Here is a 23,336-nt window from a genome sequence, read left to right as displayed (position 1 = left end):
TGCTAGCGCATCGTGTAAACCGGTTTTTCCGCTCCGAACGATGCGCCAGCTCAGAAGATGAGCATCGGATGGATCCCGAAAGTGGTGCCCACTTTTGGGTCCGATGCTCTAGCCCCTGAAGTCGCTCTCCTTCAGGAATGCCTCCTCCTCGGGTGTCGTCTCACGCCCCAGGATGGCGTTGCGGTGGGGGAAGCGGCCGAAGCGGGCGACGATGTCGTGGTGATGGTGGGCGTACTTGACGGAGTCCTCTTCGCCGAGGGCTTCGTTCAGGGCCACCGAGCGCTCCTGGTCCGCCAGGGATTCGGAGTGCATGAAGGGCAGGTAGAAGAACCGGCGGAAGAGCGGTTCCACCTTGTGGTCGAACCCACGCTCGATGGCGCGGTCGGCGGCCATCAGGGCGACCGGGTCGGTCTTGTAGGTCTCGCGCTGTCCCCGGAACATGTTCCGGGGGAACTGGTCGAGAAGGAGAATGACGGCGAGCGCCCCATCCGGGGTGAGCTCCCACTCGTTGAGATCGCCTCTCGCGGCGGCCTCATAGGTGGGCATGAAGCGGTCCCGGCAGGTTTGGTCGAAGGCTTCGTCCTTCGAAAACCACTTCTCCGGACCGGCTTCGCGCCAGAACTGGATGACTTCATCGGGAGTGGCAAGGCGCTGCATGCGGCTTCGTCCTTCTCGGTCGAGAGATGAAATTCCAATCTAGAGCATTGGGGAGCACTTTGAACTCTCCGGGCTCGGATCGTTTGAGGTGGAGCGGGCTCGCCCTGCAAGGGATGCAGGGAAGGGCCGCAGTTTTGCTACAAACAACAACTTGTCAGCGCAGTTTTATTCGCTAAAAGCGGCGCCTGATAATTCAATGTTGCGCCTAGCCCACCCGGGCGGTGCAGCGTCAACAAACCTGGGGGAATGCCCCCTTTGAGACAAGGGACTTGGAAGGCCATGCGTGTCTATTACGATCGCGACGCAGATATCAACCTGATCAAGGGCAAGAAGGTCGCCATCGTCGGCTATGGCAGCCAGGGCCATGCCCATACGCTGAACCTGCGCGATTCCGGCGTGAAGGACATCGTGGTGGCGCTCCGCAAGGGCTCCCCCTCTGCGGCCAAGGCCGAGAAGGCCGGCATCAAGGTCATGGAAGTGGCCGAGGCCGCCAAGTGGGCCGACGTGGTCATGATGCTGACCCCCGACGAGCTGCAGGCCGACATCTACCGCAACGACCTGCAGGACAACATGAAGCAGGGCGCAGCGCTTCTCTTCGCCCACGGCCTCAACGTCCACTTCAACCTGATCGAGCCCCGCAAGGACCTCGACGTGCTCATGGTCGCTCCCAAGGGCCCCGGCCACACGGTGCGCTCCGAGTACCAGCGCGGCGGCGGCGTGCCCACGCTCATCGCGATCCACCAGGACGCCACGGGCAACGCCCATGACATCGCGCTCTCCTACGCCTCCGCCAATGGCGGCGGCCGCGCCGGCATCATCGAGACCTCCTTCAAGGAGGAGTGCGAAACCGATCTCTTCGGCGAGCAGGTGGTGCTCTGCGGCGGCCTCGTCGAGCTGATCAAGGCCGGTTTCGAGACCCTGACCGAGGCGGGCTACGCCCCCGAGATGGCCTATTTCGAGTGCCTCCACGAGGTGAAGCTCATCGTCGACCTCATCTATGAGGGCGGCATCGCCAACATGAACTACTCGATCTCGAACACCGCCGAGTACGGCGAGTACGTGACGGGTCCGCGGATCATTACGGCCGAGACCAAAGCCGAGATGAAGCGCGTCCTGGAGGACATCCAGTCGGGCAAGTTCACCCGCGACTGGATGCTCGAGAACAAGGTCAACCAGACCTCCTTCAAGGCAACCCGCGCCCGCAACGCCGCCCATCCGATCGAGGATGTCGGCTCCCGCCTGCGCGACATGATGCCTTGGATCAAGGAGAAGGCTCTGGTCGACAAGAGCCGGAACTAAGCCTCAAGGACAGCGCGGATTCGCGCCGCATCCTCTTGAAAAGGAGAGTGAGGCAGATCCGCGCTGTCCGACATTCCATTGCGCAGATTCAAATGTAACAGTTTGTCAGTCGGGCCGGTTGTAGGTAGTAGGTTCCGTAGCGGAAGTTACAGGGGCCTCATGAGCGCAGCGAGCTTGATAGGAGATGTGCCGGAATTCGACATGCCCCTGTGGGCAGGGTTGGATCCGGTAGCGCGTCTGGAACTCCAGTCCGAACTCCAACAGGTCTTTCTGCGGGGCGGCGAGGTGCTTTTCGAGGAAGGCGACCCGGCGGATGCGCTATACATGCTCGTTTCGGGAGCGCTCGGCGTCTCGGTTCAGGGCAGCCATGGCGAGCAGCGGCGGATCGCTCGCATTACTCCGCCCGAAACCATCGGCGAGATGGCGCTCATCTCCAACACGCCCCGCTCGGCCACGATCACAGCTCTTCGGGACTCCGTTCTTCTCGAGCTGACCCGTACGGCCTTCGAGCGCCTGGCCGCACGTTGGCCCTCGGTCATGCTCTATCTGTCGAAGCTGCTGGCCGACCGGCTGCGGGCGACGACGCGAAGCCAGCCCGTCACTTTCACCCCAGCGACCCTTGCCATCGTCCCGGTCACGCGAGGGGTGGCGGTTCTGGAGTTTGCGCATGCCTTCCTTCAGGAAATGCGCCGCAATCACGGACCAAGTGTCGACATGCTCGACGCCATGCCCGCCCATGAGGACGAGAACTGGCTCTACCGTTTCGAAGCCACCCGGGAGCGCGTCATCTATGTCGCCGCCGAGCCGTCAGGCTCCTGGACGGGGCGCTGCATCCGCCATGCCGACCATGTCATGTTTCTGGCCTGCCCGGGCGAGCCATTGGTCCCCGAGGCGGAGGCGCTGACCTGCGCCGCGTCGTCCTGGCGCCGTCATGACCTCGTGCTGCTTCAGAAGGCGGACGCCTCCCGGCCGATGTCGGCGCATCCGTCGCTCGCTCGCCTTCCCGTGGACCAGCGCCTTCAAGTGCGGGCAAAAAGCCCGGCCGATCTGCAGCGACTCATCCGCACATCGAGCGGGCGCGCGGTCGGACTGGTGCTGGCCGGGGGAGGGGCCCGGGGCTTCGCCCATCTGGGAGCCATCCGGGCCCTGCGCGAACATGGCTTTCCCATCGACCTCGTCGGCGGCACCAGCATCGGGTCGGTCATGGCGGCAACGGCCGCCATCCAGATCGGACTGGACGAGGCCAAGGACCTCATGAGGAGGGCCTTCGTCCAGAACCCGCCGCTGAACGACTACACGCTCCCGCTCGTGTCGCTGGTCAGGGGGCACAAGGTCGATGCGCGGCTGTTCGAGCATTTCGGCGACCGCAACATCGAGGATCTCTGGCTGCCGTTCTTCTGCGTCTCGTCGAACCTGACGACCGGCACGGCTCATGTGCACCGTCAGGGTCCGCTCTGGCGCGCCTTGAGGGCGAGCATCGCCATTCCCGGTCTGCTGCCGCCGGTCATCGAGCCCGAGGGCGTGCTCGTGGACGGAGCCATGATGAACAACATGCCGGCGGATATCATGGCCGACCTCCAGAGAGGCCCTGTGCTCGGAATCGACGTGGCGCGGGACGTTGCCTTCACCTCTGCGGCTGAAGAGGAGAAGAAGGCGCCTTTCCTGCGCCGCCTCCTTGGCTTGCCCGCGCAGGCGCCGGATATCGTCAGTCTGCTCTACCGGTCGGCGACGATCTCCAGCGATGCCCAGACGCTCAAGGCCCGCGCCCATGCGGCCCTCGTCGTTCATCCGCCGCTGGCCGATGTGCCGCTGAGGGGCTGGGAGCAGTTCGAGAGGGTGGTGGAGATCGGCTACGAACACACCCGGAACCGCATCGAGGCAGGCGCTCTCGATGGCTTCAAGGTTACCTGAGGGTCGCCTGGATCTTCGATGCTACAGGCGGTGCCATGTCATGGCAGCCGCAGCCATCAGAAGGCAGAGGACGAGGCCCAGCCTTTCGGAGCGGTGCCGGCAGAACTGGTGCACGGCATAGCTGCTCCCAAGGACCAGAATCAGGCACCAGAGATCCTGGGCGAAGTAGTTGACCTTCGTCGGGCCGATCAGAGACTGAGCCGCCTTCCAGCTCTCCGCCATCCAGAAAAGGGAATAAACCAGGGACCCGAAACCCCAGACGCACGGCCACCAGAGAGCCGGCAGGCCCGCCGCGAGCGGGTTTGCAACCTCCGAGGACCGGGGTGTCGATGCAAGATCCGTGTAGGAGTCTGATGAAGAAAGGGTCACGGCAGCATTTCGCAATGTTATAGCCGAGCCAATAACACTGCGGAGCGCTGCTGTGACCTATGGAAACAGGTAGGAAAGAGAACCGAACGGAATAGCTCTCAGCCGTTACTGCTGATTGCTCTTCGTGTTCTGAGCCTTGTTGTTATCCTGCTTTCCGGGGTCCTTGCGGTTCTTCATCGTGCCACCGGAGCCGCGGGTATGATCGTCGAGGTGCTTCTTGCTCTCGCCGGAATTGTTGCCGTTCATCTTGCCTTTGCCCATGAAGGCCTCCTTTGGTGATGGAGGTTAATGAGCCCTCCGACCGGAGGTTCCCGGGTGCGCGGCCCTACCACAGCAGGTATTGCGCCAGCCCTGCACCGGGCGCGAGAATCACGAAGGCCCAGACGGAGGCCGAGGCCAGGTTGGCGGCCTGGAACAGCACGCCCGGCATGAGGAAGATGCCGGCGATCAGGGCAATGACGGCCCGGATGGGACCGAAGAACCGCCCCAGGAATACGGCCCAGGGGCCGAAGCGCTGGAAGAAGTCTTCTCCTCGCCCGATCAGTTTGGGATGACGGGACAGGGGCCAGATTTCATAAGCGGCTTTCTTGTAGCGCTGACCAACGGCATAGGAGACCCAGTTGCCCAGGAAAGCGCCGCAGACGGCCCCGGCCCAGGCCATCCAGAAGGGGATGTCCGCTGCAGCCAGGATGAAGCCCACGGCGATTAGGATCGTCATGGTCGGCAGGAGCAGGGACACGAAGGCGAGGGATTCGGCAAAGGTCATCAGCCCGAGCACGAAGGGGGCATAGGCCTGGTGGGTCTGCACGAACTCCAGAACGCTGTTCTTCCAAAACTCGATATCCATGTATCCGATCCGGCTCCTTCATCGTTGGGGGCATATAAGCATTTCCGGCGGATCAGACAGATCCAATCGCATCCGTGATGAAAAGGATCACATCGTGCGATTTGAAGCAGGGCTCGTGTTGCGATAACCGGTAGACAAGGGGGCAAGAGCCATGAACGTTCTTTCGATCCAATCCCATGTCGCCTACGGCCATGTGGGTAACGCCTCGGCGGTCTTTCCGATGCAGCGCCTCGGAGTCGAGGTTTGGCCCATCCATACGGTGCAGTTCTCGAATCATACCGGCTACGGCTCCTGGAAGGGCCGTGTCTTCGATGGCCCCGCCATCGAGGATCTGGTGGAGGGTATCGCCGAGCGCGGCGTTCTCGGCCGCTGCGACGGGGTTCTCTCCGGCTATATGGGCTCTGCCGATATCGGCAACGCCATCCTGTCCGCCGTCGCCCGGGTGCGGTCCCTCAACCCGGATGCCCTGTATTGCTGCGATCCGGTGATCGGCGATGTGGGCCGCGGCGTGTTCGTGCGCCCCGGCATTCCGGAATTCATGCGCGAGCAGGCGGTGCCTGCGGCCGACATCATCACGCCGAACCAGTTCGAGCTGGATTATCTCTCCGGCCTTACGGTACAGACCCTCGACGATGTGAAGAAGTCGGTCGCGATCGTTCACGCGATGGGCCCCAAGGTCATTCTCGTCACCTCCGTCGAGACGAAGGAAACGCCTTCCGACAGCGTCGACCTCATCGCAGGCGAGAATGGGCGCTTCTGGCGCGTGCGGACGCCGAAGCTGTCCCTGTCCGTCAATGGGGCAGGGGATGCCATTGCGGCGCTCTTCTTCGTTCACTACGCCCGCTCGCGCTCCGCGCCGACGGCCCTTGCCGAAGCCTCGGCCTCTGTCTACGGCTTGCTCAAGCGCACGGAAGAGGCAGGCTCCCGCGAGATCCTGACCATTGCCGCGCAGGATGAATTCGTCTCGCCCACCCGTCGCTTCGACGTTGAAGAGGTTTGATCCGCATGTCCCGCCGCTTTGTCACTCTCGATGTCTTCACGGGCGAGCGCTTCGCCGGCAATCCTCTCGCGGTCGTGCTTGACGCCGAGGGGCTGGACACGCCCGCAATGCAGCGGATCACGAAGGAGTTCAATCTCTCCGAGACGGTCTTCGTCCTGCCGGCTTCAGAGCCGCGCCAGCGGGCCGACATCCGCATCTTCACGCCGGCGCGCGAGCTGCCCTTCGCCGGCCATCCGACGGTGGGGACTGCCGTGCTGCTGGCGCTGCTCGACCAGGATGGGCAGCCCGGCGCCGTGGCCTTCGGGCTCAAGGAGAACGTCGGCATCGTGCCCTGCGCGGTCGAGGTGAAGGACCAAGCGAGCGGCACCGCGCGCTTCCGCCTGCCGCGCCTGCCCTTCGTGTGGGGTGAGGGCAAGGACTCCACGACATGCGCCTGGGCGCTTGGCTTGGATCCTACGGAAATCGGTTTCGATCGCCACGTCCCAAGCCGCCATTCGGCAGGCGTCGCGTATGATCTCGTGCCTGTTGCGTCCCTTGAAGCCTTGGCCAAAGCCAAGCCGCAGGGCGAGGCCTTCGACAGGGCGTTCGGCGACAGCGATCACCCGGCACCTTATGTCTATGCCCGTATCCCTCAGGCGGATGGCTTGCGTTTCCGTGCCCGCATGTTCGGTCTGGGCATGGGGATCGTGGAAGATCCGGCCACCGGCTCCGCCGCCGCTGCATTCGCGGGCGCGCTCATGCAATGCGAGCCCTTAGGGGACGGCGAGCACAACATCGTTATCGAGCAGGGTGTGGAGATGGGACGCCCAAGCGAGATTCGTCTGCAGATGGTGATCAAGGATGGTGCGCTTGCTTCTGCCGAGATCGGCGGCGGCGCGGTGATGGTGAGCCGCGGCGAGATATTCGCGTGAACCGCGGTATCGAGATCCGGCGCGTCTCCCGGGTCGAGGCGTGCTGCCGCCCGTACGACTGGGCATGGCCCAAGCAGAACCGGGCTTTCATCGAGGAGAACTGGAAGCGGCGCACCGCGGGCAAGCCGCAGATGTTCAACGGGCGCGTGCTGCTGCTGCAGGATGTCGCCTTCGAGCAGGACCTGTGCCGCAACACCTATTTCGAAGTCGACTACGCCGACTTCGTCGCCTGGATCGACAAGGGCTATCCCGATCCTGCCATCGCCAACGGTTTCGCCATGGGGGCGCTGCGCGGGTCGGACGGCGCCTATATCTGCGGCGTGATGGGGAGCGGGACGACGAATGCGGGCCGCGTCTACTTCGCGGCCGGGACGCCCGATCCCAACGACATGAGACCCAACGGCACGGTCGATCTCGCCACCAGCCTGACCCGCGAACTCGCTGAGGAGACGGGCTTGCACGAGGGCGACTACCACGTGGATGATGAATGGATCATCGTCCAACGCTGGCCGACCATCGCCCTCCTGCGCATGGTGACCCTGCCGGTGACGGCCGAGGAGGGCGCGGCGAAGATCCGCGCCAACATCGCCCGGCAGCACGAGCCCGAACTGCAGGATGTGCGCATCATCCGTGGCGCGGAAGACATCGACCCTGAGCGGATGCCGCTCTTCCTGCAGTCCTTCTTCAGCTGGATCTTCGATCAGAGATAGCCGTGCCGCGCCTTCGTGGCGTTGACCATCCGCACAGCTTCCGCGTCGCGCCCGGCAGCACAGGCCGCCTCTGCCTGAGCGATCTCCCGGTCCACCCGGTTATAGACGGATTGGTTGACATGCCCGGTAGCCAGGTCGTTGCTCATGACCGCGCGGTAGCGGATGATTTCACCATTGCAGCCGGTACTAGAGCTGCTGGCTGCTACGGTACTACTGGCGGGTGCGGTGGCGGTCTGGTTGCAGGCAGCCAGCGCCAGAGTGGCGGTCAGGAGCAGGGCAGGGGTGACGATCTTCATGGGAGCATCTCCTTGATGGGCCTCGCGAGCGAGGAATAAAGGCCAAGCTTCGTCTGTTCTAGGGCGCTTTCCCGGGAGACCAGTCCTGTCGCGCTTCGAGTCATAACCCATCCAATAGTCGAGCCTTCTCTTTTCGTTTGTTTCAACGGCTTGCCATTCGAGAGGAGCGCCGTTACAAACGACCCCGTTGTTCGCGGCTCAAAGCCCGCGGCCATGGAGGATTTGGGCAGCGATGATCATCGGCTCCCCCAGCGCAAGGATGAACGGCACCGCTCTCGCGGCCGGTCGCGCGCGCCTTCTTGGCCTCCTTCTCCTTAGCTGCCCCTGAGGGTCGGCTGGGCGTTGCCGCCTGGGCTCTCAGGGGTTCTGGACAAGCAGGAACAACCTTGAGCCCTAAGGCTCCTCCCAAGAAGGACTAAACTGATGACCGCTTCCGTATCCGGCGCCGCTAAGGACCGCGTTCTGATCTTTGACACGACCCTGCGCGACGGCGAGCAGTGCCCCGGCGCCACCATGACCCTGGAGGAGAAGCTCGAGGTTGCGGAACTGCTCGACACCATGGGGGTCGACATCATCGAGGCAGGCTTCCCCATCGCGTCGAACGGCGATTTCGAGGCCGTGGCGCTGATCGCCAAACAGGTGAAGCGGGCGACCGTCGCGGGCCTCGCCCGCGCCATCTCGGCCGATATCGCGCGCGCCGGCGAGGCCGTGCGCCATGCGGCGCGGCCGCGCATCCACACCTTCGTGTCCACATCCCCGATCCATCTGGCCCACCAGATGCGCAAGTCGGAGGAGGAGGTGCTGGAGATCATCACCACCACGGTGACCCAGGCACGCAACCTGATCGAGGACATCGAGTGGTCCGCCATGGACGCGACCCGCACGCCGATCGATTATCTGTGCCGCTGCGTGGAAGCCGCCATCAAGGCCGGCGCCACCACCATCAACCTGCCGGACACGGTGGGCTATGCCACGCCCGACGAATACCGCGCCATGTTCCGGGCCGTGCGCGAGCGTGTGCCGAACGCCGACAAGGCGATCTTCTCGGCCCATTGCCACAACGATCTGGGTCTGGCCGTCGCCAACTCCCTCGCGGCCCTGGAAGGCGGCGCACGGCAGATCGAATGCACCCTCAACGGCATCGGCGAGCGCGCCGGCAACGCGGCCCTGGAAGAGATCGTCATGGCGATCAAGACCCGTGGCGACGTGCTGCCCTATGAGACCGGCATCGAAGCCACCATGCTGACCCGCGCGTCGAAGCTGGCGTCCGCCGCCACCTCGTTCCCGGTGCAGTACAACAAGGCCATCGTCGGCCGGAACGCTTTTGCGCACGAGAGCGGCATCCACCAGGACGGCATGCTCAAGAACGCCCAGACCTACGAGATCATGACGCCCGAGAGCGTCGGCGTCTCCAAGACGTCTCTGGTGATGGGCAAGCATTCGGGCCGCGCGGCCTTCCGCAACAAGCTGGAGGAGCTAGGCTACAGCCTATCGGACAACCAGTTCCAGGACGCCTTCGAGCGCTTCAAGGAACTCGCTGACCGCAAGAAGCACGTCTACGACGAGGACATCGAGGCGCTGGTCGATCAGAACATCGCCATGGCGCATGACCGCATCAAGCTGGTCTCGCTCCACATCGTGGCCGGCACCCGCGGCCCGCAGCGCGCCACCATGCGGCTCCAGGTCGATGACCGGATTGTCGTGGAGGAGCAGGAGGGCAACGGCCCGGTGGACGCCACCTTCAACGTCATCAAGGCCCTGGTGCCTCACGAGGCGGTTCTGGAGCTCTATCAGGTCCACGCCGTCACCGAGGGCACGGATGCTCAAGCCGAGGTCTCCGTGCGCCTTTCGGCCGACGACCGCAGCGTCACCTCCCGTGCGGCCGATCCGGACACCCTGGTGGCCTCCGCCCAGGCCTATCTGGGAGCCCTCAACAAGCTCATGAGCCGAGGCGCCCGCCTGCACGCCCAGCACGCGGCGGAATGATAGGACGGAAAGGGCCCGCTTCGTGGGCCTCTTTCTTGCATATGCCAGCATATCGAACCCTCAGGCTTGGGGGTTCGGGCCGCGCGCCTTTTGCACGGCCTTTGCAGGCTCGGTCGGACTGGTTCGAAGCTGAATAGGGCAGCAAAACCAGCCCGTACCCCAGGCTATTGCGAAAATCCTTCGCTTGAGCGGAAAACCTTACCCACAGGGCTAGACAGGCCCCATCCGGTTTGTTACACGCACGGCCTCTTCAGCGGACATCGCGCCGCTGAATTCGCTTCGGCGACGGGTGATTAGCTCAGTTGGTAGAGCAGCTGACTCTTAATCAGCGGGTCGTAGGTTCGAGCCCTACATCACCCACCAAATTCTGCAAGAAAATCATAGTTATCGTAGGTTGGATGCCGCCAGGCGTCCGGTCCACTCCTAGTGGGGCTGGATCCGATGGGCTACCCCAAAGCTGCGCTTTGGAGACTGCTCGGCCCAGGGGCGCAGAGCCTCATGACACAGCCGGTGGCGGTTTCAGGCAGGAATGATTGCAAGGAGCTCTCAAAGGCCTTCGCAGGGCGAGCGGACCTGCCGGCCAAGTGCTGGTCACCGCCAGCTTAGCTTCAATCGTATCGCAACGTGGCTCCTGGACTGCCTCCGGCGCCCTGTTCTTCGTGGCCGTGATTCAGGCAAGGATGCCACTCCGTATTCACAGCGCGGTGCCGGGCCGCGCTTGTCTCAGGGCCGTGCATAACAGCATTTCATCTTTGTGGGGGAGCCTGTACCCCGCCCACGCCGGACGGCGGATCGATTCAATATTCCTTGCCTCAGATCAAAGTCACGTCCGCTGCCATCGGGCAAATTTTGAACCTCGATGAGATTAGGTGCGATTATGATCGACAGAAGTGACAGAACTCCTCCGACATGGTGGCCTTGGTTCCTGGTGAGCATGGCGACATTCAGCTTCGCCTTGGCGAATCTCATCAGGTGAATGGCAATCGTCAGGCGAGGCGGATCATAGCCTCGTCGAGGAGATCATCCTCCTCTCTGAGCACATCATAAAATCGTACCCTTTGATGTCGATCAAATCGCGCAGCGGAACTTTGCTGTACTCCATCAGTTTGGAACCACTCCAGGTTCCTTTCTTGGAAGACCGCAAGAATGAAATCAGAACCACTGGAAGCGGGCAATAAAAGACGTGAGGCACTTACGTTCCTCATTCTGGCTGTCCTGATCTGGCCCTTCATTGCCGTCGGTGTCGTTGCGGGCTGGGGTTTCATAGTCTGGATGTACTACCTGTTCACTGGACCGCCCGGTCCGGTCTGACGGGAGCCTCGCGATGGCCGAGACCCCGGACCTCAAGCGCCGCAACTTTCTTCTCGGCGGGTTTGCCGCCGAACCATCCAGGCCGCCCGTGGCCGTGATCGGCCAATCCTGTTTCACCTTCCAGGGAATTGCCTGCATGAGCTGCCGCGATGCATGTCCGACCGGTGCCGTGCGGTTCGAACTCGCCGTCGGCGGGGCCCGCCCCAGGATCATCGCCGATGCCTGCACCGGTTGCGGTGACTGCTCCCAGGCCTGTCCAGCCAACGCCATGAGTCTTTCCAACATTGAGAGGGTCTCATGAGCGCCGAGTGTCACATCTCCAGTCTCGTCGTCCACAGCCGTCCCGACCGGGTTCAGTCGATCCTCGAAAGCCTTCGTTCGATCGAGGGAGCAGAGGTTCATGGCGGCATGGAAAGCGGCAAGTTGATCGTCACGCTCGAGACCGACACTGAGAGTGAGGTCGTCGAGCGCATCAATGCCATCCAGCTTCTTGACGGCGTTCTCGCCGCCACCCTTGTCTTCCACCATTTCGAGCCAGTCCAAGAGCGGGAGTAAACCCATGGACGTCACGCGTCGTACCATCCTGAAAACCCAGGCCGCTGCAGCAGCCGCAGCAGCAGCCGGCGTTTCAATCCCCGCCGAGGCTCAGAACATCCCGACCGGCGAGGACATCCAGCTTCAATGGTCGAAGGCGCCGTGCCGCTTCTGCGGCACGGGATGCGGCGTGATGGTCGGCGTGAAGGAGGGGCGCGTCGTCGCCACCCACGGCGACATGCAGGCGGAGGTCAATCGCGGCCTCAACTGCGTGAAGGGCTACTTCCTGTCCAAGATCATGTACGGCAACGACCGCCTCACGCAGCCGCTCATGCGCATGAAGAACGGCCAGTTCGCCAAGGATGGCGAGTTCCAGCCCGTATCATGGGATCGGGCTTTCGACGAGATGGCCAGGCAATGGAAGAAGGTTCTTAAGGAAAAAGGGCCTGAAGCCATCGGCATGTTCGGCTCCGGCCAGTGGACCATGTGGGAAGGCTATGCGGCCTCCAAACTGATGCGGGCAGGCTTCCGCTCCAACAACCTCGATCCGAACGCCCGCCACTGCATGGCCTCCGCTGCCGTCGCTTTCATCCGCACCTTCGGCATGGACGAGCCGATGGGCTGCTACGATGACTTCGAGAATGCCGATGCCTTCGTGCTCTGGGGATCGAACATGGCCGAGATGCACCCGATCCTGTGGACCCGGGTCACCGACCGCCGCTTGAGCCATCCGCATGTGAAGATCGCGACGCTCTCCACCTACGAGCATCGGACAACGGACCTGTCCGACATGTCGGTGATCTTCAAGCCGAACTCGGACCTCGCGATCCTGAACTACATCGCGAACTACATCATTCAGAACGGCGCAGTGAGTCGCGAGTTCGTGGAAAAGCACTGCAACTTCAGGCTGGCGAATACCGATATCGGCTACGGCCTGCGGCCCGACAACGTTCTGGAGCAGCGGGCGCAGCACGCCAACGACGCGCAGGTCTCCAACCCCACGAGCTTCGAGGAATATGCGAAGCTCATGAGCCAGTACACGGTCGAGAAGGCCTCGGAACTGTCGGGCGTGCCCAAGCAGCAGCTTGAAGCCTTGGCGCGCATCTATGCCGACCCGAAGACCAAGGTGATGTCGCTGTGGACCATGGGCTTCAACCAGCACGTTCGCGGCGTGTGGGCCAACCACATGGTCTACAACCTGCACCTGCTCACGGGCAAGATTTCGGAGCCCGGCAACTCGCCGTTCTCGCTCACAGGCCAGCCATCGGCCTGCGGCACGGCGCGCGAGGTCGGCACCTTCAGCCACCGCCTGCCGGCCGACATGCAGGTCGCGAACCCCGAGCACCGCAAGCACGCGGAGGAGATCTGGAAGCTGCCGCATGGCCTTCTGCCCGCAAAGGTCGGCTACCACGCCGTGCAGCAGGATCGCATGCTGAAGGACGGCAAGCTCAACGCCTACTGGATCATGGTCAACAACAACCTCCAGACGGCGCCGAACACCAACAACGAGACCTACCCGGGCTATCGTAATCCGGCGAATTTCATCGTCGTATCGGATGCCTATCCGACTGTGACCGCCATCGCGGCGGACTTGATCCTGCCAGCCGCCATGTGGGTGGAAAAGGAGGGCGCCTATGGCAACGCGGAGCGGCGCACCCACTTCTGGCACCAGCTTGTCAACGCGCCAGGCGAGGCTCGTTCCGACCTCTGGCAGCTGATGGAGTTCTCGAAGCGCTTCACCACCGACGAAGTATGGACAAAGGAAATCCTCGAAGCCCATCCGGAGTACAAGGGCAAGAGCCTGTTCGACGTTCTCTTCAGAAACGGCAACGTGGATAAGTTCCCGGTGTCGGAACTCGATCCGACTTATGAAAACCGTGAATCGAAAGAGTTCGGCTTCTACGTCCAGAAAGGTCTGTTCGAGGAATTCTCCCGCTTCGGCGCCGGTCATGGGCACGACTACGCACCTTTCGACACGTACCATCAGGTTCGCGGATTGCGCTGGCCTGTCGTGAACGGCCAGGAGACGCGCTGGCGCTACCGCGAGGGCTACGACCCTTATGTCGAGAAGGGCAGCGGAGTGCAGTTCTACGGCAACCCCGACAAGCGCGCCAACATCATGGGCGCTCCCTACGAGCCGCCGGCCGAGTCCCCCGATGCCGAATACGATATGTGGCTCGTCACGGGCCGTGTGCTCGAGCACTGGCATTCGGGCTCCATGACCTTGCGCGTTCCAGAGCTCTACAAGGCCTTCTCGGGAGCCGTCGTGTTCATGCATCCGGACGACGCCGCCAAGCGCGGTCTCAGGCGGGGGCAGGAGGTGAAGGTCGTCTCTCGGCGTGGGGAAATCCGCAGCCGCATCGAGACGCGCGGGCGCAACCGCGTGCCGCCGGGACTGATCTTCGTGCCGTTCTTCGACGCCAGCCAGCTCATCAACAAGGTCACGCTGGACGCGACGGACCCGATCTCGAAACAGACAGATTTCAAGAAATGCGCCGTCAAGGTTGTGGCGGTCGCGAGCGCCGATGCGGGAGGTCAGCAATGAGGCGGAAAATTTTTGCAGCGCTGGTTGGCATCGGCCCGTTCCTGGCCGCAGGTGCGATCCTTGCGCAGGACGCGCCGCGCCTGCGGGGACCCGAGCCGTTCACGAAGGAAACGCCTGCTCCGCCGATGCAGCGCCAGGTGACCGACGACGTGCGGGTGCGTCGCAACTATCCCGATCAGCCTCCCGTGATCCCGCACTCCATCGAGGGCTATGCCGTCGACCTGAATGCGAACAAGTGCATGTCGTGCCATGCCCGTAAGTTCACCGAGCAGAGCCAGGCGCCGATGATCAGCGTCACGCACTACCAGGATCGCGCAGGCAATACCCTCGGCGGCCTGGCGCCACGGCGCTATGTCTGCGTGGCCTGTCACGTGCCGCAGACGAATGCGAAGCCGCTTGTCGAGAATACCTTCACCGATATGGACGCCATCACCGAGCCTGAGCGGCAGCCCGCGCGGGGGAGGCACTGATGGCATCTAGGATTGCGCGAGCCTGGGGCTGGCTTCGGGGAAATCCCTGGGTCAAGACGGCGCTCAGCCCGCCGGGCTACTTGAGCCTTGGATTTCTCACTCTCGGCGGCTTCGTGGCCGGCGTGATCTTCTGGGGCGGGTTCAACACCGCGCTCGAATACACGAACACGGAGAAGTTCTGCGTGGGCTGCCACGAGATGGAAGCGAATGTCTTTGAAGAACTGAAAGGCACCATTCACTTCACGAACCGCTCCGGCGTGCGGGCTACATGCCCCGATTGCCATGTTCCGCACGAATGGACGAACAAGATTGCCCGCAAGATGCAGGCCTCGAAGGAGGTCTGGGGTCACATCTTCGGGTCCATCGACACGCGGGAGAAGTTCCTGTCCATGCGCAAGCATCTGGCCGAGCGCGAATGGACACGCATGAAGGCGAACGACTCGCTGGAATGCCGCAATTGTCACAGTGACGAGTCGATGGACCTCACGAAGCAGAACCCGCGTGCCGCGTCGGCCCACGAGCAGTTCCTGTTCTCCGGTCAGAGAACCTGCATCGACTGCCACAAGGGCATCGCGCATCGCCTGCCGGACATGTCCGGCGTCCCAGGATGGCAGTAAGCTCATGCATCTCCGGCGACTTCTCATCATGGCATTGGTTCTCGGCGCGACCGTGCCGGGACTGACGCAGAATGTTCGGGCACAAGGGCAGGGTGGATCCGGCGAAGCAGGCCAGACGCGCCAGATCGCGCCTGAGGAGTTCCTGAGGCTGGCCTACAGCTCGGCGACCCTGCAGGGCCAGGCGGCCCAGCTGGCAGCCGGCCGCGAGACGCGACCCGAGGTCAAGAGCTACGCGGCCACAGCGGCTGAATTCCGGCTGGGTCATCTTCAGCGGATCGAGGCCTTCGCCAAGGAGCGCAATCTTCCGCTCCCGTCCGTGAAGGAGTTCGAACACCAGGTCATCATCGAAAACCTGGAGCCGCTCGACTACCTCGCGCTCAGCCGGCGCTATGCAGAAATCCAGCTTCAGGCGCTGGGGCAGGAAATCGGGATCTATCAGGCGGCAAGCCGTAGCTCTTCCGCCGAGATCAAAGGCTTCGCAGAGCAGGTCCTTCCCGAGTTGCAGCGGCAGCAGGAAGGCGCGCAGAAGATGTACGAAGCGGTCAAGCCTTGAGCGGGGTCACGGAATCCGCCAAGGCCCTTCCCTGCGACTGTCCCGATGGCCTGATCTCGATCGAGCAGGCCTGCTCCCGGGCGGCGGCATATGCCACTGTCATCCGTGAGCGCGAGGAGGTTCTTCTCGGCCAAGCCCTGGGTCGGATCTTGGCGGAGCCGGTGGTATCGGTTCTGCCGCTGCCGCCATTCGATCAGTCGGCCATGGATGGCTATGCTCTGAGGGCGGGTGACGGATTGCCGTCGGGCACTTCCCTGGCTGTCGCCGGCCGCATGGCGGCTGGCGATGAGGAACTACCCCTGCCGCAAGGAAGCGCTCTGCGCATTCTCACAGGCGCAAGGATCCCCCGTGGCGCCGACACAGTGGTGATGCAGGAGAATGTCACCCGTGCCAGTGGCAGGATCATCCTGACCCGGATGGCCAGATCGGGTGACAACATCCGCAGGCGCGGCGAGGACGTCGAGGTCGGGGAGGCGCTGCTCCAACCGGGCGAGCCCATCGATGCCCGTCATGTGGCGCTGCTCGCCGCACAAGGATACGAACGGACATGGGTCCGGCGCAGGATTCGAATCGGGGTTCTCTCGACGGGCAGCGAGTTGCGGGCCCACGGGGAGCGGCTGGGCGAAAGCTCGTTCTTCGATTCCAACCGCCCGATGATCCTTGCGCTTGCGCGCGAGTCAGGAGCCGATGTTCTGGACGGGGGGATCGTACGGGACGATCCGCAACTGATTGCCGGAGCCCTCTCGGAGCTTGCCCGCTGCTGCGACCTGATCGTCACGACGGGCGGTGTTTCGGTTGGTGACGAGGACCACTCCATGGTTGCGCTCGTCGGGGCTCGCGGAGGAGGCGAAACCCTCAAGATTGCGCTCAAGCCCGGCAAGCCTGCGGTGGTTGGAGGCATAGGGTCGGCAACCTATCTTGGTCTCCCGGGTAACCCGGTGGCAGCCCTCGTGTCATGGCTGCACCTCGGAAGTGCCGTATTGGCCGCCCTGGACGGACGCCGGGCACGTCCTCTCTCCGGCATGCGCCTCCCGCTGATGCATGCCTTCAACCGACGGCCGGGGCGAACAGAGTTTGCGCCCGCGCGCATCGTTCAAATCGACGGCAGCTCGGCGGTTGAGATTCTTGGCCGTGGAGGCTCGGCCCGGCTCAAACCCCTCGTCGCTGCGGATGGACTCGTGCGTATCGAACCGCTGCATGCACCTGTTGCCGAGGGCGACCAAGTCACGTTTCATCCCTTTCGGGACGGTTTCTCAGTTTAAAATCCCTCAAACGAAATGGCCCGGGCTTGCGCCCGGGCCAGGGATGCGGCCGCTCCTTTTTATCTGTTCTAGTGGCCGCCCTTCGACTGGGCAGACTTCTGCGGGTTGTAGTCCTTGAAGATCGCCTCGTTCTGCGGCCCTTCGACCTGGAGGATGCCGGCCAGTCCGCGCTCGACGCGGCTGAGAGCATGATCGACTAGGATGTAGTTGCCGGGTACCTCGACCTTGAAGTCCACAACGCTCGCGCCACCGGGAGGAGTGGTGATCGTCTGGACATCCTTCATCGGCGAGCTGAGCGATGCCATCGGATAGGCCTTATCGAAGATCTCGCCGATCACGTGGAAGGACGAAGTGTAGTTCGGGCCGCCCACGCCGAAGTAGATCCGGACCGTCTCGCCAACTTTGGCCTTGAGCGGGTTCTTCTTCAGGGCATCGGTGCTGCCGTTGAAGATGAAGTACTCGGGACGTTCGCTGAGGAGCTTGTCGATGCTCTCATCCGCGTGGCCGGGAGTGCCGTAGGCCTGCTCGGTGTAGATCTCGCCCTGCATGACGTAGAACTCGTGATCGACCTTCGGCAGTCCTTCCTCCGGCTCCACCAGGATCATGCCGTACATGCCGTTTGCAATGTGCTGAGCGACCGTGGGAGTGGCGCAGTGGTAGACGTAGAGACCGGGGTTCAGAGCCTTGAACTCAAAGCCGCGGGTTTCGCCGGGAGCCGCCTCGGTGGCCTTCGCGCCGCCGCCTGGACCCGTGACCGCATGGAAGTCGACATTGTGCATCATCAGGCTGTCTTCGGCATTCTTCATCTTGACTTCGACCGTGTCGCCGACGCGGACGCGGACGAAGGGACCGGGAACCTTGTTGTTGAAGGTCCAGTAGTGATAGGTCGTGCCGTCAGCCAGCTGGCCTGTCACTTCGGTGGTTTCCAGATCGACCTTGACGCGCTGCGGGCCACGTTTCCCGATGGGACCAGGCAAGTCGGTGGGCAGGCGCACGATGTTCACGGGACCCGCGCTTGCATCCGTCTTGGTGTGGACATGCGGGGTGGCTGCGGCGACCCTGTCGCCTGCATAAGCAGGCAGGGGCTGGGTCAGCAGAGCCGCTGCGCCAAGCGCAAGAACGGCAGCGGTCGCGAGCAGCGGCCGGCGTCCCGAGAGTGTCATGGTCTTCATCGTCATCTCCTGTTTGGGACCGCCTGGCGGATCGTTGTGGTCCGTCATCGGATGAAGTTGTTGTACGATGGGAGCTCGAGGGCTTATTTGCTGCGGCGCAAACAAGAGTGCTGTTACGGACAAATACGTAGGCGGCACCTTGAGTGTCTGATAAACGTTGAGAGGCAGGCTCGGATTGTCCGAGCCTGCCTCTTGCCTTTAAGTGAAGAAAGGATCCTAGCGAACGAGCTGGCGATAAATGGCCGGCAGAGCGGAGGGCAGCTTCGCCACCTGATTGACTATGGCATAACCGCCGCGACCAAAGAGGGTGGGGAAGTATGACTGCGCCTCCCGATCCACCGTCACTCCGAACACGGTCACGCCGGCGCGCCGCGCTTCCATGACAGCACGACGCGTATCCTCGATGCCAAACCGGCCCTCGTAGTAATCGATGTCATTGGGCTTGCCATCGGTGAGTACCAGCAGAAGACGTTGCCGATTAGGGCGCTCCGCCAGTTTGGCCGTTGCGTGGCGGATGCCGGTTCCGATGCGGGTGTAGTAGCCGGGCTTCAGCGCCGATATGCGTCGCTCGACTGCCGCACCCATCGGCTCGTCGAAATCCTTCACAGTCTCCACGCGTATCCAGGAACGGCGGCGCGACGTGAAAGTCATGATGGAGTGGGAGTCGCCACATGCCGCCAATCCATGTGCCAGAACCAGCAAGGCCTCCTTCTCCACATCGAGCACGCGCCGATTGTCCACCCAGGCGTCGGTGGACAGTGAGACGTCGACCAGCAGGGTCACGGCAAGATCGTGCGCCTGACGCTTGCTGGCGAGGTGTACGCGGTCCGAGCCGGAGCCACCGGCGAGCAGGTCGCTGCGCGCACGCACCAATGCGTCGATGTCGAGCTCCTCGCCATCCGGCTGCGCCCGCAGGATCTCGTGTTTGGGCCGCAAGGCTTCGAACTGGCGGCGGACGCGCCGGATGCGACGGCGGGCCTCCTCATCGGCCTCCCATGTCTCGCCCTGATCCCCGGCGTGTGCTGTCAGCACGCGACAGTGGTTCGGCCAATAGGCTTTGCGGGTATAATCCCATTCCGGATAGGTCATCTCCCCCGTCAGGCTCGTCGTGTCGACGGCCTCTGGCGGAAGGTCGAGATCGAACTTGAGCTTGGTCGCCGGCTTTCCCTTGTGCTTCGAGAGGGGAATTTCCTCCATCTCGTCCAGGGCCTTCTCGGCGTTGTCATCCTCATCGTCGTCCGAGGGACGATTGACGTTGACCATCTCGGCCATCGCCAGGATCTTCTCGAAGCGGTTTAGGATGAATGGATCGCTGCGCTGAGCCTGATCCGCCTCGCGGCGGGCGGCAAAACGCTTGCGTGTGTCCGAGGCGGCGAGGTCGCTGGCTGCCGCGGGTTCGTCGCTGTTGCGGTTCGGCTCGCCGGCCTCGCGAGCCCAGGCGTCGCCCCAGAGTGGAACGGGCAGGAAGGGCTGGTAGCCCGCAGGCGCTCGACCGGCGAGCGCCGGATCTCGCGTGTCGCCATCCCACAACGGCGGCGGCACTGCAGTTTGATCGCCAAGGAGCGACAGCACGATTTGTTCGATCCTGCCTTCCATAGCCGGGAGTGGGCGCTGGGGCCGCGCGGCGCGCATCGCATCGCAAAGCTCGGCATAAACTTCTGCGAGCCCAGGGTAGTTCTCCAGAACGGCAGCCACGGTCTCCTGCACCCGCCGGAGCATCATGACATCCCGGCGCAGCGGATCGGTCTCGGAGATCGGTTCCAGGGGCACATGGACGAAGTAGGCCGCGAGCCACAGGTAGAGCGAGCGGTTGAGCACACTCGATGGGAACAGTTCTATGCGAGGTGGTAAGAACAGAGTGGCCGCATCGCGACCCGGCTGCTCCAGCCGTTCCTCGGCAATCCCGATGCGCTGGCGGAAGTTCAGGCGGTGGGGCGAAGCGCGGGCGGCGGTGCCCGCCAGTTGCACCCCGGCCTCGCCGCCCAGTCCACGGAAGAACACCGCCAGCGGTGCGCGAACCTCATCGAGAGAGACGCCAAGCTCGGGATATCGCGGATAGGTCGCTGCTCTTCCTACCAAGCGGTGCCAGAACTGGCCGACGGTTTCCTCGAGTTCCAGAAAGTCGAGCATGGCATTTCTCCGGTTCAGCCCAATGTCGCGCTGGCGACTTCGACGAGGGCCTGCTTGACATCGAGGTCGTCGGTGAGCGGCTCGATCATGGCAGCGGCGACAGCCTCGTTCACCGGCACACCGGCGGCGATGAGGGAGGCGCAATAGACAACCAACCGCGTCGAGACGCCTTCCTCCAGATCCTGCCCTTTGAGCGCCCGCAGGCGACGGGCCAGCAGCAGGAGCGGACGCACGCGGTCCGTCGACAGGCCGCTCTCCGAGGCGACCACGGCAGCCTCATGTTCGAGGGGCAGGAAGTCGAACTCGATAGCCACGAAGCGCTGCCGTGTCGAAGGCTTCAGCGACTTGAGCAGGGTCTGGTAACCCGGGTTGTAGGACACGACCAGCATGAAGGATTGCGGTGCCTGCAACTCCTCGCCTGTCCGGTCGAGGGGAAGGATGCGGCGATCGTCCGTGAGCGGGTGGAGAACGACGGTCACGTCCTTTCGTGCTTCCACCACCTCGTCGAGATAGCAGATGCCGCCCTCGCGCACCGCGCGGGTCAGGGGCCCATCCGCCCACACGGTATCACCACCCTTGAGAAGATAGCGGCCGGTGAGATCGGCGGCGGTGAGGTCATCGTGGCAGGAGACGGTGTGAAGCGGCAGACCCAGCTTCGCCGCCATATGGGCCACGAACCGGGTCTTGCCGCATCCGGTCGGGCCTTTCAGAAGCAGGGGCAGGCGCTTGCGCCAGGCGAGCTCGAAGAGGGTGCATTCGTTTCCGGCAGGAACGTAATAGGGAAGGTCGAGCTCCGGCTGTGGCACGGCATGAAGAAGAGGTTTCATCGGTCAGTCCTCAAAACATGGGGGAGGGCGGGGCGGCCTCTGCGGGCCGCCCCGTGATGGGGTTATTCGGCGGGCTGCAGGCCGTGCGCCAGGCGTGAAGCCTTCTCGCGTCCGGGGACGAAAACCGCATAGACGAACATGATCGCGGAGATCAGCACGAGTACGCCCGAGCCGAGGCGGATCCAGTAGAACAGCGCCAGCTGGTCCTGGACGTCCATGTAGGACTGGCCAAGAACGCGCTGGAGGTGGACCTGTATGACGCCCGCGAAGGTGAGGGCGAAGGTCATGCCCGACATCGCCGTGCACATGATCCAGAAGCTCACGATGCTGAGAGTCTGGTTGTATGGAGCGCGGCCGAGGATGTGCGGCATGGCATAGGCCATCACGGCGAGGTTGAGCATCACGTAGGCGCCGAAGAAGGCGAGGTGTCCGTGAGCGGCTGTGACCTGCGTGCCGTGAGTGTAGTAGTTCACCGACGACAGGGTGTGCAGGAAGCCCCAGACGCCCGCACCGAAGAAAGCCATCACCGAGCAGCCGATGGACCAAAGCAACGCCGCGCGGTTCGGGTGCTTGCGGCCGGCCTTCCAGGTCATCTGGAAGGTGAAGACCACCATGGTGAAGAAAGGTGCGACCTCGAGGGTGGAGAAGAGCGAGCCGATCCACTGCCAGTAGCCGGGTGCGCCGATCCAGTAGAAGTGGTGGCCCGTGCCGAGGATGCCTGAGAACAGCGCCATGCCGACGATGACATAGAGCCACTTCTCCACCACCTCACGGTCGATGCCGTTGAGCTTGATCATCAGGAAGGCGAGCACGGATGCCATGATCAGCTCCCACACGCCCTCGACCCACAGGTGCACGATGTACCACCAGTACATCTTGTCCACCGCCAGGTTCGACGGGTTGTAGAAGGAGAACAGGAAGAAGATGGCCACGCCCCACAGACCGAAGAGCAGGATGTTGGTGACGACCGTCTTTCGGCCCTTGAGAACCGTCATGGTGATGTTGAACAGGAACATCAGGCAGACGACCACGATACCGACCTTGATCAGGAAAGGTTGCTCAAGAAACTCACGGCCTTCATGGATCTTGAACAGGTATCCGACCACGGCAACACCAGCCGCGCCGAAGAACATCCAGAACTGGAGCTTGGCGAGGAAGGGACTGAAGAGTTCGGTCTCGGTTTCCTCCGGAACTAGGTAGTAGGTCGCTCCCATGAAGCCGATCAGCAGCCAGACGATCAAGGCATTGGTGTGGATCATCCTGACGACGTTGAAGGGCAGGATTTCGGAGAGGGTGTTGGGCAGGACATAGATCGTGCCGGCGAGGACGCCGAACAGGACCTGAGCGATGAACAGGGCCAAGGCTCCATAGAAGTAGAGCAGGGCCACTTTTTGCGTTTGGTATTTCATGATGATGATCCTGATCTCAGCCGGCGTTGTTCGGCGGCCAGTTCTGGGTCTTGATGCGGCTGGTCCATTCCAGGAAATCGGCGAGATCGTCGAGTTCCTGGTCAGTCAGGTTGAACTGCGGCATCTGCCGCCGTCCTTCGATGCCGGTGGGCTGGGCGGCCATCCAGGCCTTCAGCGTTTCACGGGCGCCGGACGGATCCTCCTTGCCGCCATAGCGAATCCAGACATTGCCGAGTTCGGGGGCGAAATATGCCCCTTCGCCGAGGATGGAGTGGCAGTTGATGCAGGAGTTCTTCTCCCACACGTGTTTTCCGCGGGCGACGGAGTCGTTCAGCGTCGCTACGTCGGTCGACGTGGTGTTCATGTAGTAGTGACTGTGGGCTGTCAGGCCCACGAAGATGGCGAAGAAGAAGAACGAGCCCCCATAGAACACGTTTCTCGCCGCGGATTTGGTGAGGACTTCAGCCATCACGCGCTCCTTTCAGAAAAGTCAGGGAGGAGGAATGCAGCACGGGACAAC

The 23,336-nt window shown here is 63.0% G+C and carries 24 protein-coding genes and 1 tRNA gene; 15 read left to right on the top strand and 10 right to left on the bottom strand.

Annotated elements, in window-relative coordinates:
* Window positions 1-108: 108 nt before the first annotated feature.
* Window positions 109-657, bottom strand: coding sequence for a DUF924 family protein (locus MA07_RS12250; protein WP_036350900.1), 549 nt, complete (start codon window positions 655-657; stop codon window positions 109-111).
* A 246-nt stretch (window positions 658-903) separates the two neighbouring features.
* Here MA07_RS12250 and ilvC point away from each other — a divergent pair, with 246 nt between their 5' ends.
* The gene (gene ilvC, locus MA07_RS12245) at window positions 904-1,956 is read left to right on the top strand and encodes a ketol-acid reductoisomerase (protein ID WP_081928935.1); all 1,053 of its coding nucleotides are present in this window, start codon (window positions 904-906) and stop codon (window positions 1,954-1,956) included.
* Window positions 1,957-2,115: 159 nt separating this feature from the next.
* Window positions 2,116-3,867, top strand: a complete 1,752-nt coding sequence (locus tag MA07_RS12240) for a patatin-like phospholipase family protein (protein ID WP_036350894.1) — start codon at window positions 2,116-2,118, stop codon at window positions 3,865-3,867.
* 21 nt (window positions 3,868-3,888) lie between these two features.
* On the opposite strand, the gene MA07_RS12235 is transcribed toward MA07_RS12240, so the two are convergent.
* From MA07_RS12235 to MA07_RS12230, 3 genes are all read right to left on the bottom strand, one after another.
* Window positions 3,889-4,236 carry a hypothetical protein gene (locus MA07_RS12235; protein ID WP_036350892.1) on the bottom strand — a complete coding sequence of 116 codons (348 nt, stop codon included), beginning with the start codon at window positions 4,234-4,236 and terminating at the stop codon, window positions 3,889-3,891.
* A 105-nt stretch (window positions 4,237-4,341) separates the two neighbouring features.
* Window positions 4,342-4,497 carry a hypothetical protein gene (locus MA07_RS30135; protein WP_160195434.1) on the bottom strand — a complete coding sequence of 52 codons (156 nt, stop codon included), beginning with the start codon at window positions 4,495-4,497 and terminating at the stop codon, window positions 4,342-4,344.
* 64 nt (window positions 4,498-4,561) lie between these two features.
* Entirely contained in the window at window positions 4,562-5,083 is a 522-nt protein-coding gene (locus MA07_RS12230) for a DedA family protein (RefSeq protein WP_036350890.1), read from the bottom strand.
* A gap of 151 nt (window positions 5,084-5,234) precedes the next feature.
* Here MA07_RS12230 and pdxY point away from each other — a divergent pair, with 151 nt between their 5' ends.
* From pdxY to MA07_RS12215, 3 genes are read left to right on the top strand one after another with little or no spacing between them, the layout of a single operon-like run.
* Window positions 5,235-6,083, top strand: a complete 849-nt coding sequence (gene pdxY / locus MA07_RS12225; protein WP_036350887.1) for a pyridoxal kinase PdxY — start codon at window positions 5,235-5,237, stop codon at window positions 6,081-6,083.
* A gap of 5 nt (window positions 6,084-6,088) precedes the next feature.
* Complete coding sequence (locus MA07_RS12220) at window positions 6,089-6,994, top strand: PhzF family phenazine biosynthesis protein (protein WP_036351333.1); 906 nt, start codon at window positions 6,089-6,091, stop codon at window positions 6,992-6,994.
* Window positions 6,991-7,704 (top strand): hypothetical protein, encoded by a 714-nt coding sequence (locus MA07_RS12215; protein ID WP_036350886.1) that lies wholly within the window; start codon window positions 6,991-6,993, stop codon window positions 7,702-7,704. Before MA07_RS12220 ends, MA07_RS12215 begins: the two co-directional genes overlap by 4 nt.
* Here the strand turns inward: MA07_RS12215 and MA07_RS12210 are convergent.
* Window positions 7,695-8,000 carry a hypothetical protein gene (locus MA07_RS12210; RefSeq protein ID WP_036350884.1) on the bottom strand — a complete coding sequence of 102 codons (306 nt, stop codon included), beginning with the start codon at window positions 7,998-8,000 and terminating at the stop codon, window positions 7,695-7,697. The two genes, MA07_RS12215 and MA07_RS12210, sit on opposite strands and share 10 nt — an antisense overlap.
* Before the next feature lie 423 nt (window positions 8,001-8,423).
* Between MA07_RS12210 and MA07_RS12205 the strand changes: the two genes are divergently transcribed.
* The 10 genes from MA07_RS12205 (at window position 8,424) to glp (ending at window position 17,278) form a co-directional block, all read left to right on the top strand.
* Window positions 8,424-9,986 (top strand): 2-isopropylmalate synthase, encoded by a 1,563-nt coding sequence (locus tag MA07_RS12205; RefSeq protein WP_036350883.1) that lies wholly within the window; start codon window positions 8,424-8,426, stop codon window positions 9,984-9,986.
* A gap of 287 nt (window positions 9,987-10,273) precedes the next feature.
* Window positions 10,274-10,349 (top strand) — tRNA-Lys (locus MA07_RS12200).
* A 783-nt stretch (window positions 10,350-11,132) separates the two neighbouring features.
* Window positions 11,133-11,297 carry a periplasmic nitrate reductase, NapE protein gene (locus MA07_RS12195; protein WP_036350881.1) on the top strand — a complete coding sequence of 55 codons (165 nt, stop codon included), beginning with the start codon at window positions 11,133-11,135 and terminating at the stop codon, window positions 11,295-11,297.
* A gap of 13 nt (window positions 11,298-11,310) precedes the next feature.
* Window positions 11,311-11,598: a 4Fe-4S binding protein gene (locus tag MA07_RS12190; protein WP_052003113.1), complete on the top strand. Its 288-nt coding sequence runs from the start codon at window positions 11,311-11,313 to the stop codon at window positions 11,596-11,598.
* Window positions 11,595-11,852 carry a chaperone NapD gene (locus MA07_RS12185; protein ID WP_036350879.1) on the top strand — a complete coding sequence of 86 codons (258 nt, stop codon included), beginning with the start codon at window positions 11,595-11,597 and terminating at the stop codon, window positions 11,850-11,852. The genes MA07_RS12190 and MA07_RS12185 overlap by 4 nt, the downstream gene beginning before the upstream one ends.
* Before the next feature lie 4 nt (window positions 11,853-11,856).
* Window positions 11,857-14,376, top strand: a complete 2,520-nt coding sequence (gene napA, locus MA07_RS12180; protein ID WP_036350877.1) for a periplasmic nitrate reductase subunit alpha — start codon at window positions 11,857-11,859, stop codon at window positions 14,374-14,376.
* Complete coding sequence (locus MA07_RS12175) at window positions 14,373-14,846, top strand: nitrate reductase cytochrome c-type subunit (protein ID WP_036350875.1); 474 nt, start codon at window positions 14,373-14,375, stop codon at window positions 14,844-14,846. The genes napA and MA07_RS12175 overlap by 4 nt, the downstream gene beginning before the upstream one ends.
* Window positions 14,846-15,463, top strand: a complete 618-nt coding sequence (locus MA07_RS12170) for a NapC/NirT family cytochrome c (RefSeq protein ID WP_036350872.1) — start codon at window positions 14,846-14,848, stop codon at window positions 15,461-15,463. The genes MA07_RS12175 and MA07_RS12170 overlap by 1 nt, the downstream gene beginning before the upstream one ends.
* 4 nt (window positions 15,464-15,467) lie before the next feature.
* Complete coding sequence (locus MA07_RS12165) at window positions 15,468-16,016, top strand: DUF4142 domain-containing protein (protein WP_036350871.1); 549 nt, start codon at window positions 15,468-15,470, stop codon at window positions 16,014-16,016.
* Entirely contained in the window at window positions 16,013-17,278 is a 1,266-nt protein-coding gene (gene glp, locus MA07_RS12160) for a gephyrin-like molybdotransferase Glp (protein WP_052003112.1), read from the top strand. The genes MA07_RS12165 and glp overlap by 4 nt, the downstream gene beginning before the upstream one ends.
* Before the next feature lie 68 nt (window positions 17,279-17,346).
* Here the strand turns inward: glp and nirK are convergent, their stop codons facing one another.
* The 5 genes from nirK to MA07_RS12135 form a co-directional block, all read right to left on the bottom strand.
* A complete protein-coding gene (gene nirK / locus MA07_RS12155) occupies window positions 17,347-18,450 on the bottom strand; it encodes a copper-containing nitrite reductase (RefSeq protein ID WP_081928946.1) in 1,104 nt (367 codons plus the stop codon).
* A gap of 216 nt (window positions 18,451-18,666) precedes the next feature.
* Complete coding sequence (locus MA07_RS12150) at window positions 18,667-20,580, bottom strand: VWA domain-containing protein (protein ID WP_036350869.1); 1,914 nt, start codon at window positions 20,578-20,580, stop codon at window positions 18,667-18,669.
* Window positions 20,581-20,594: 14 nt separating this feature from the next.
* Window positions 20,595-21,407, bottom strand: a complete 813-nt coding sequence (locus MA07_RS12145) for a CbbQ/NirQ/NorQ/GpvN family protein (protein ID WP_036350867.1) — start codon at window positions 21,405-21,407, stop codon at window positions 20,595-20,597.
* A 62-nt stretch (window positions 21,408-21,469) separates the two neighbouring features.
* Window positions 21,470-22,816 (bottom strand): nitric-oxide reductase large subunit, encoded by a 1,347-nt coding sequence (locus MA07_RS12140; RefSeq protein WP_036350865.1) that lies wholly within the window; start codon window positions 22,814-22,816, stop codon window positions 21,470-21,472.
* A 16-nt stretch (window positions 22,817-22,832) separates the two neighbouring features.
* The gene (locus tag MA07_RS12135; RefSeq protein WP_036350864.1) at window positions 22,833-23,285 is read right to left on the bottom strand and encodes a cytochrome c; all 453 of its coding nucleotides are present in this window, start codon (window positions 23,283-23,285) and stop codon (window positions 22,833-22,835) included.
* Between the last annotated feature and the right edge of the window lie 51 nt (window positions 23,286-23,336).

The organism is Microvirga sp. BSC39 (genome assembly GCF_000739015.1).
Classification (GTDB): domain Bacteria; phylum Pseudomonadota; class Alphaproteobacteria; order Rhizobiales; family Beijerinckiaceae; genus Microvirga.
This window is presented reverse-complemented; position numbering and strand designations above follow the sequence as displayed.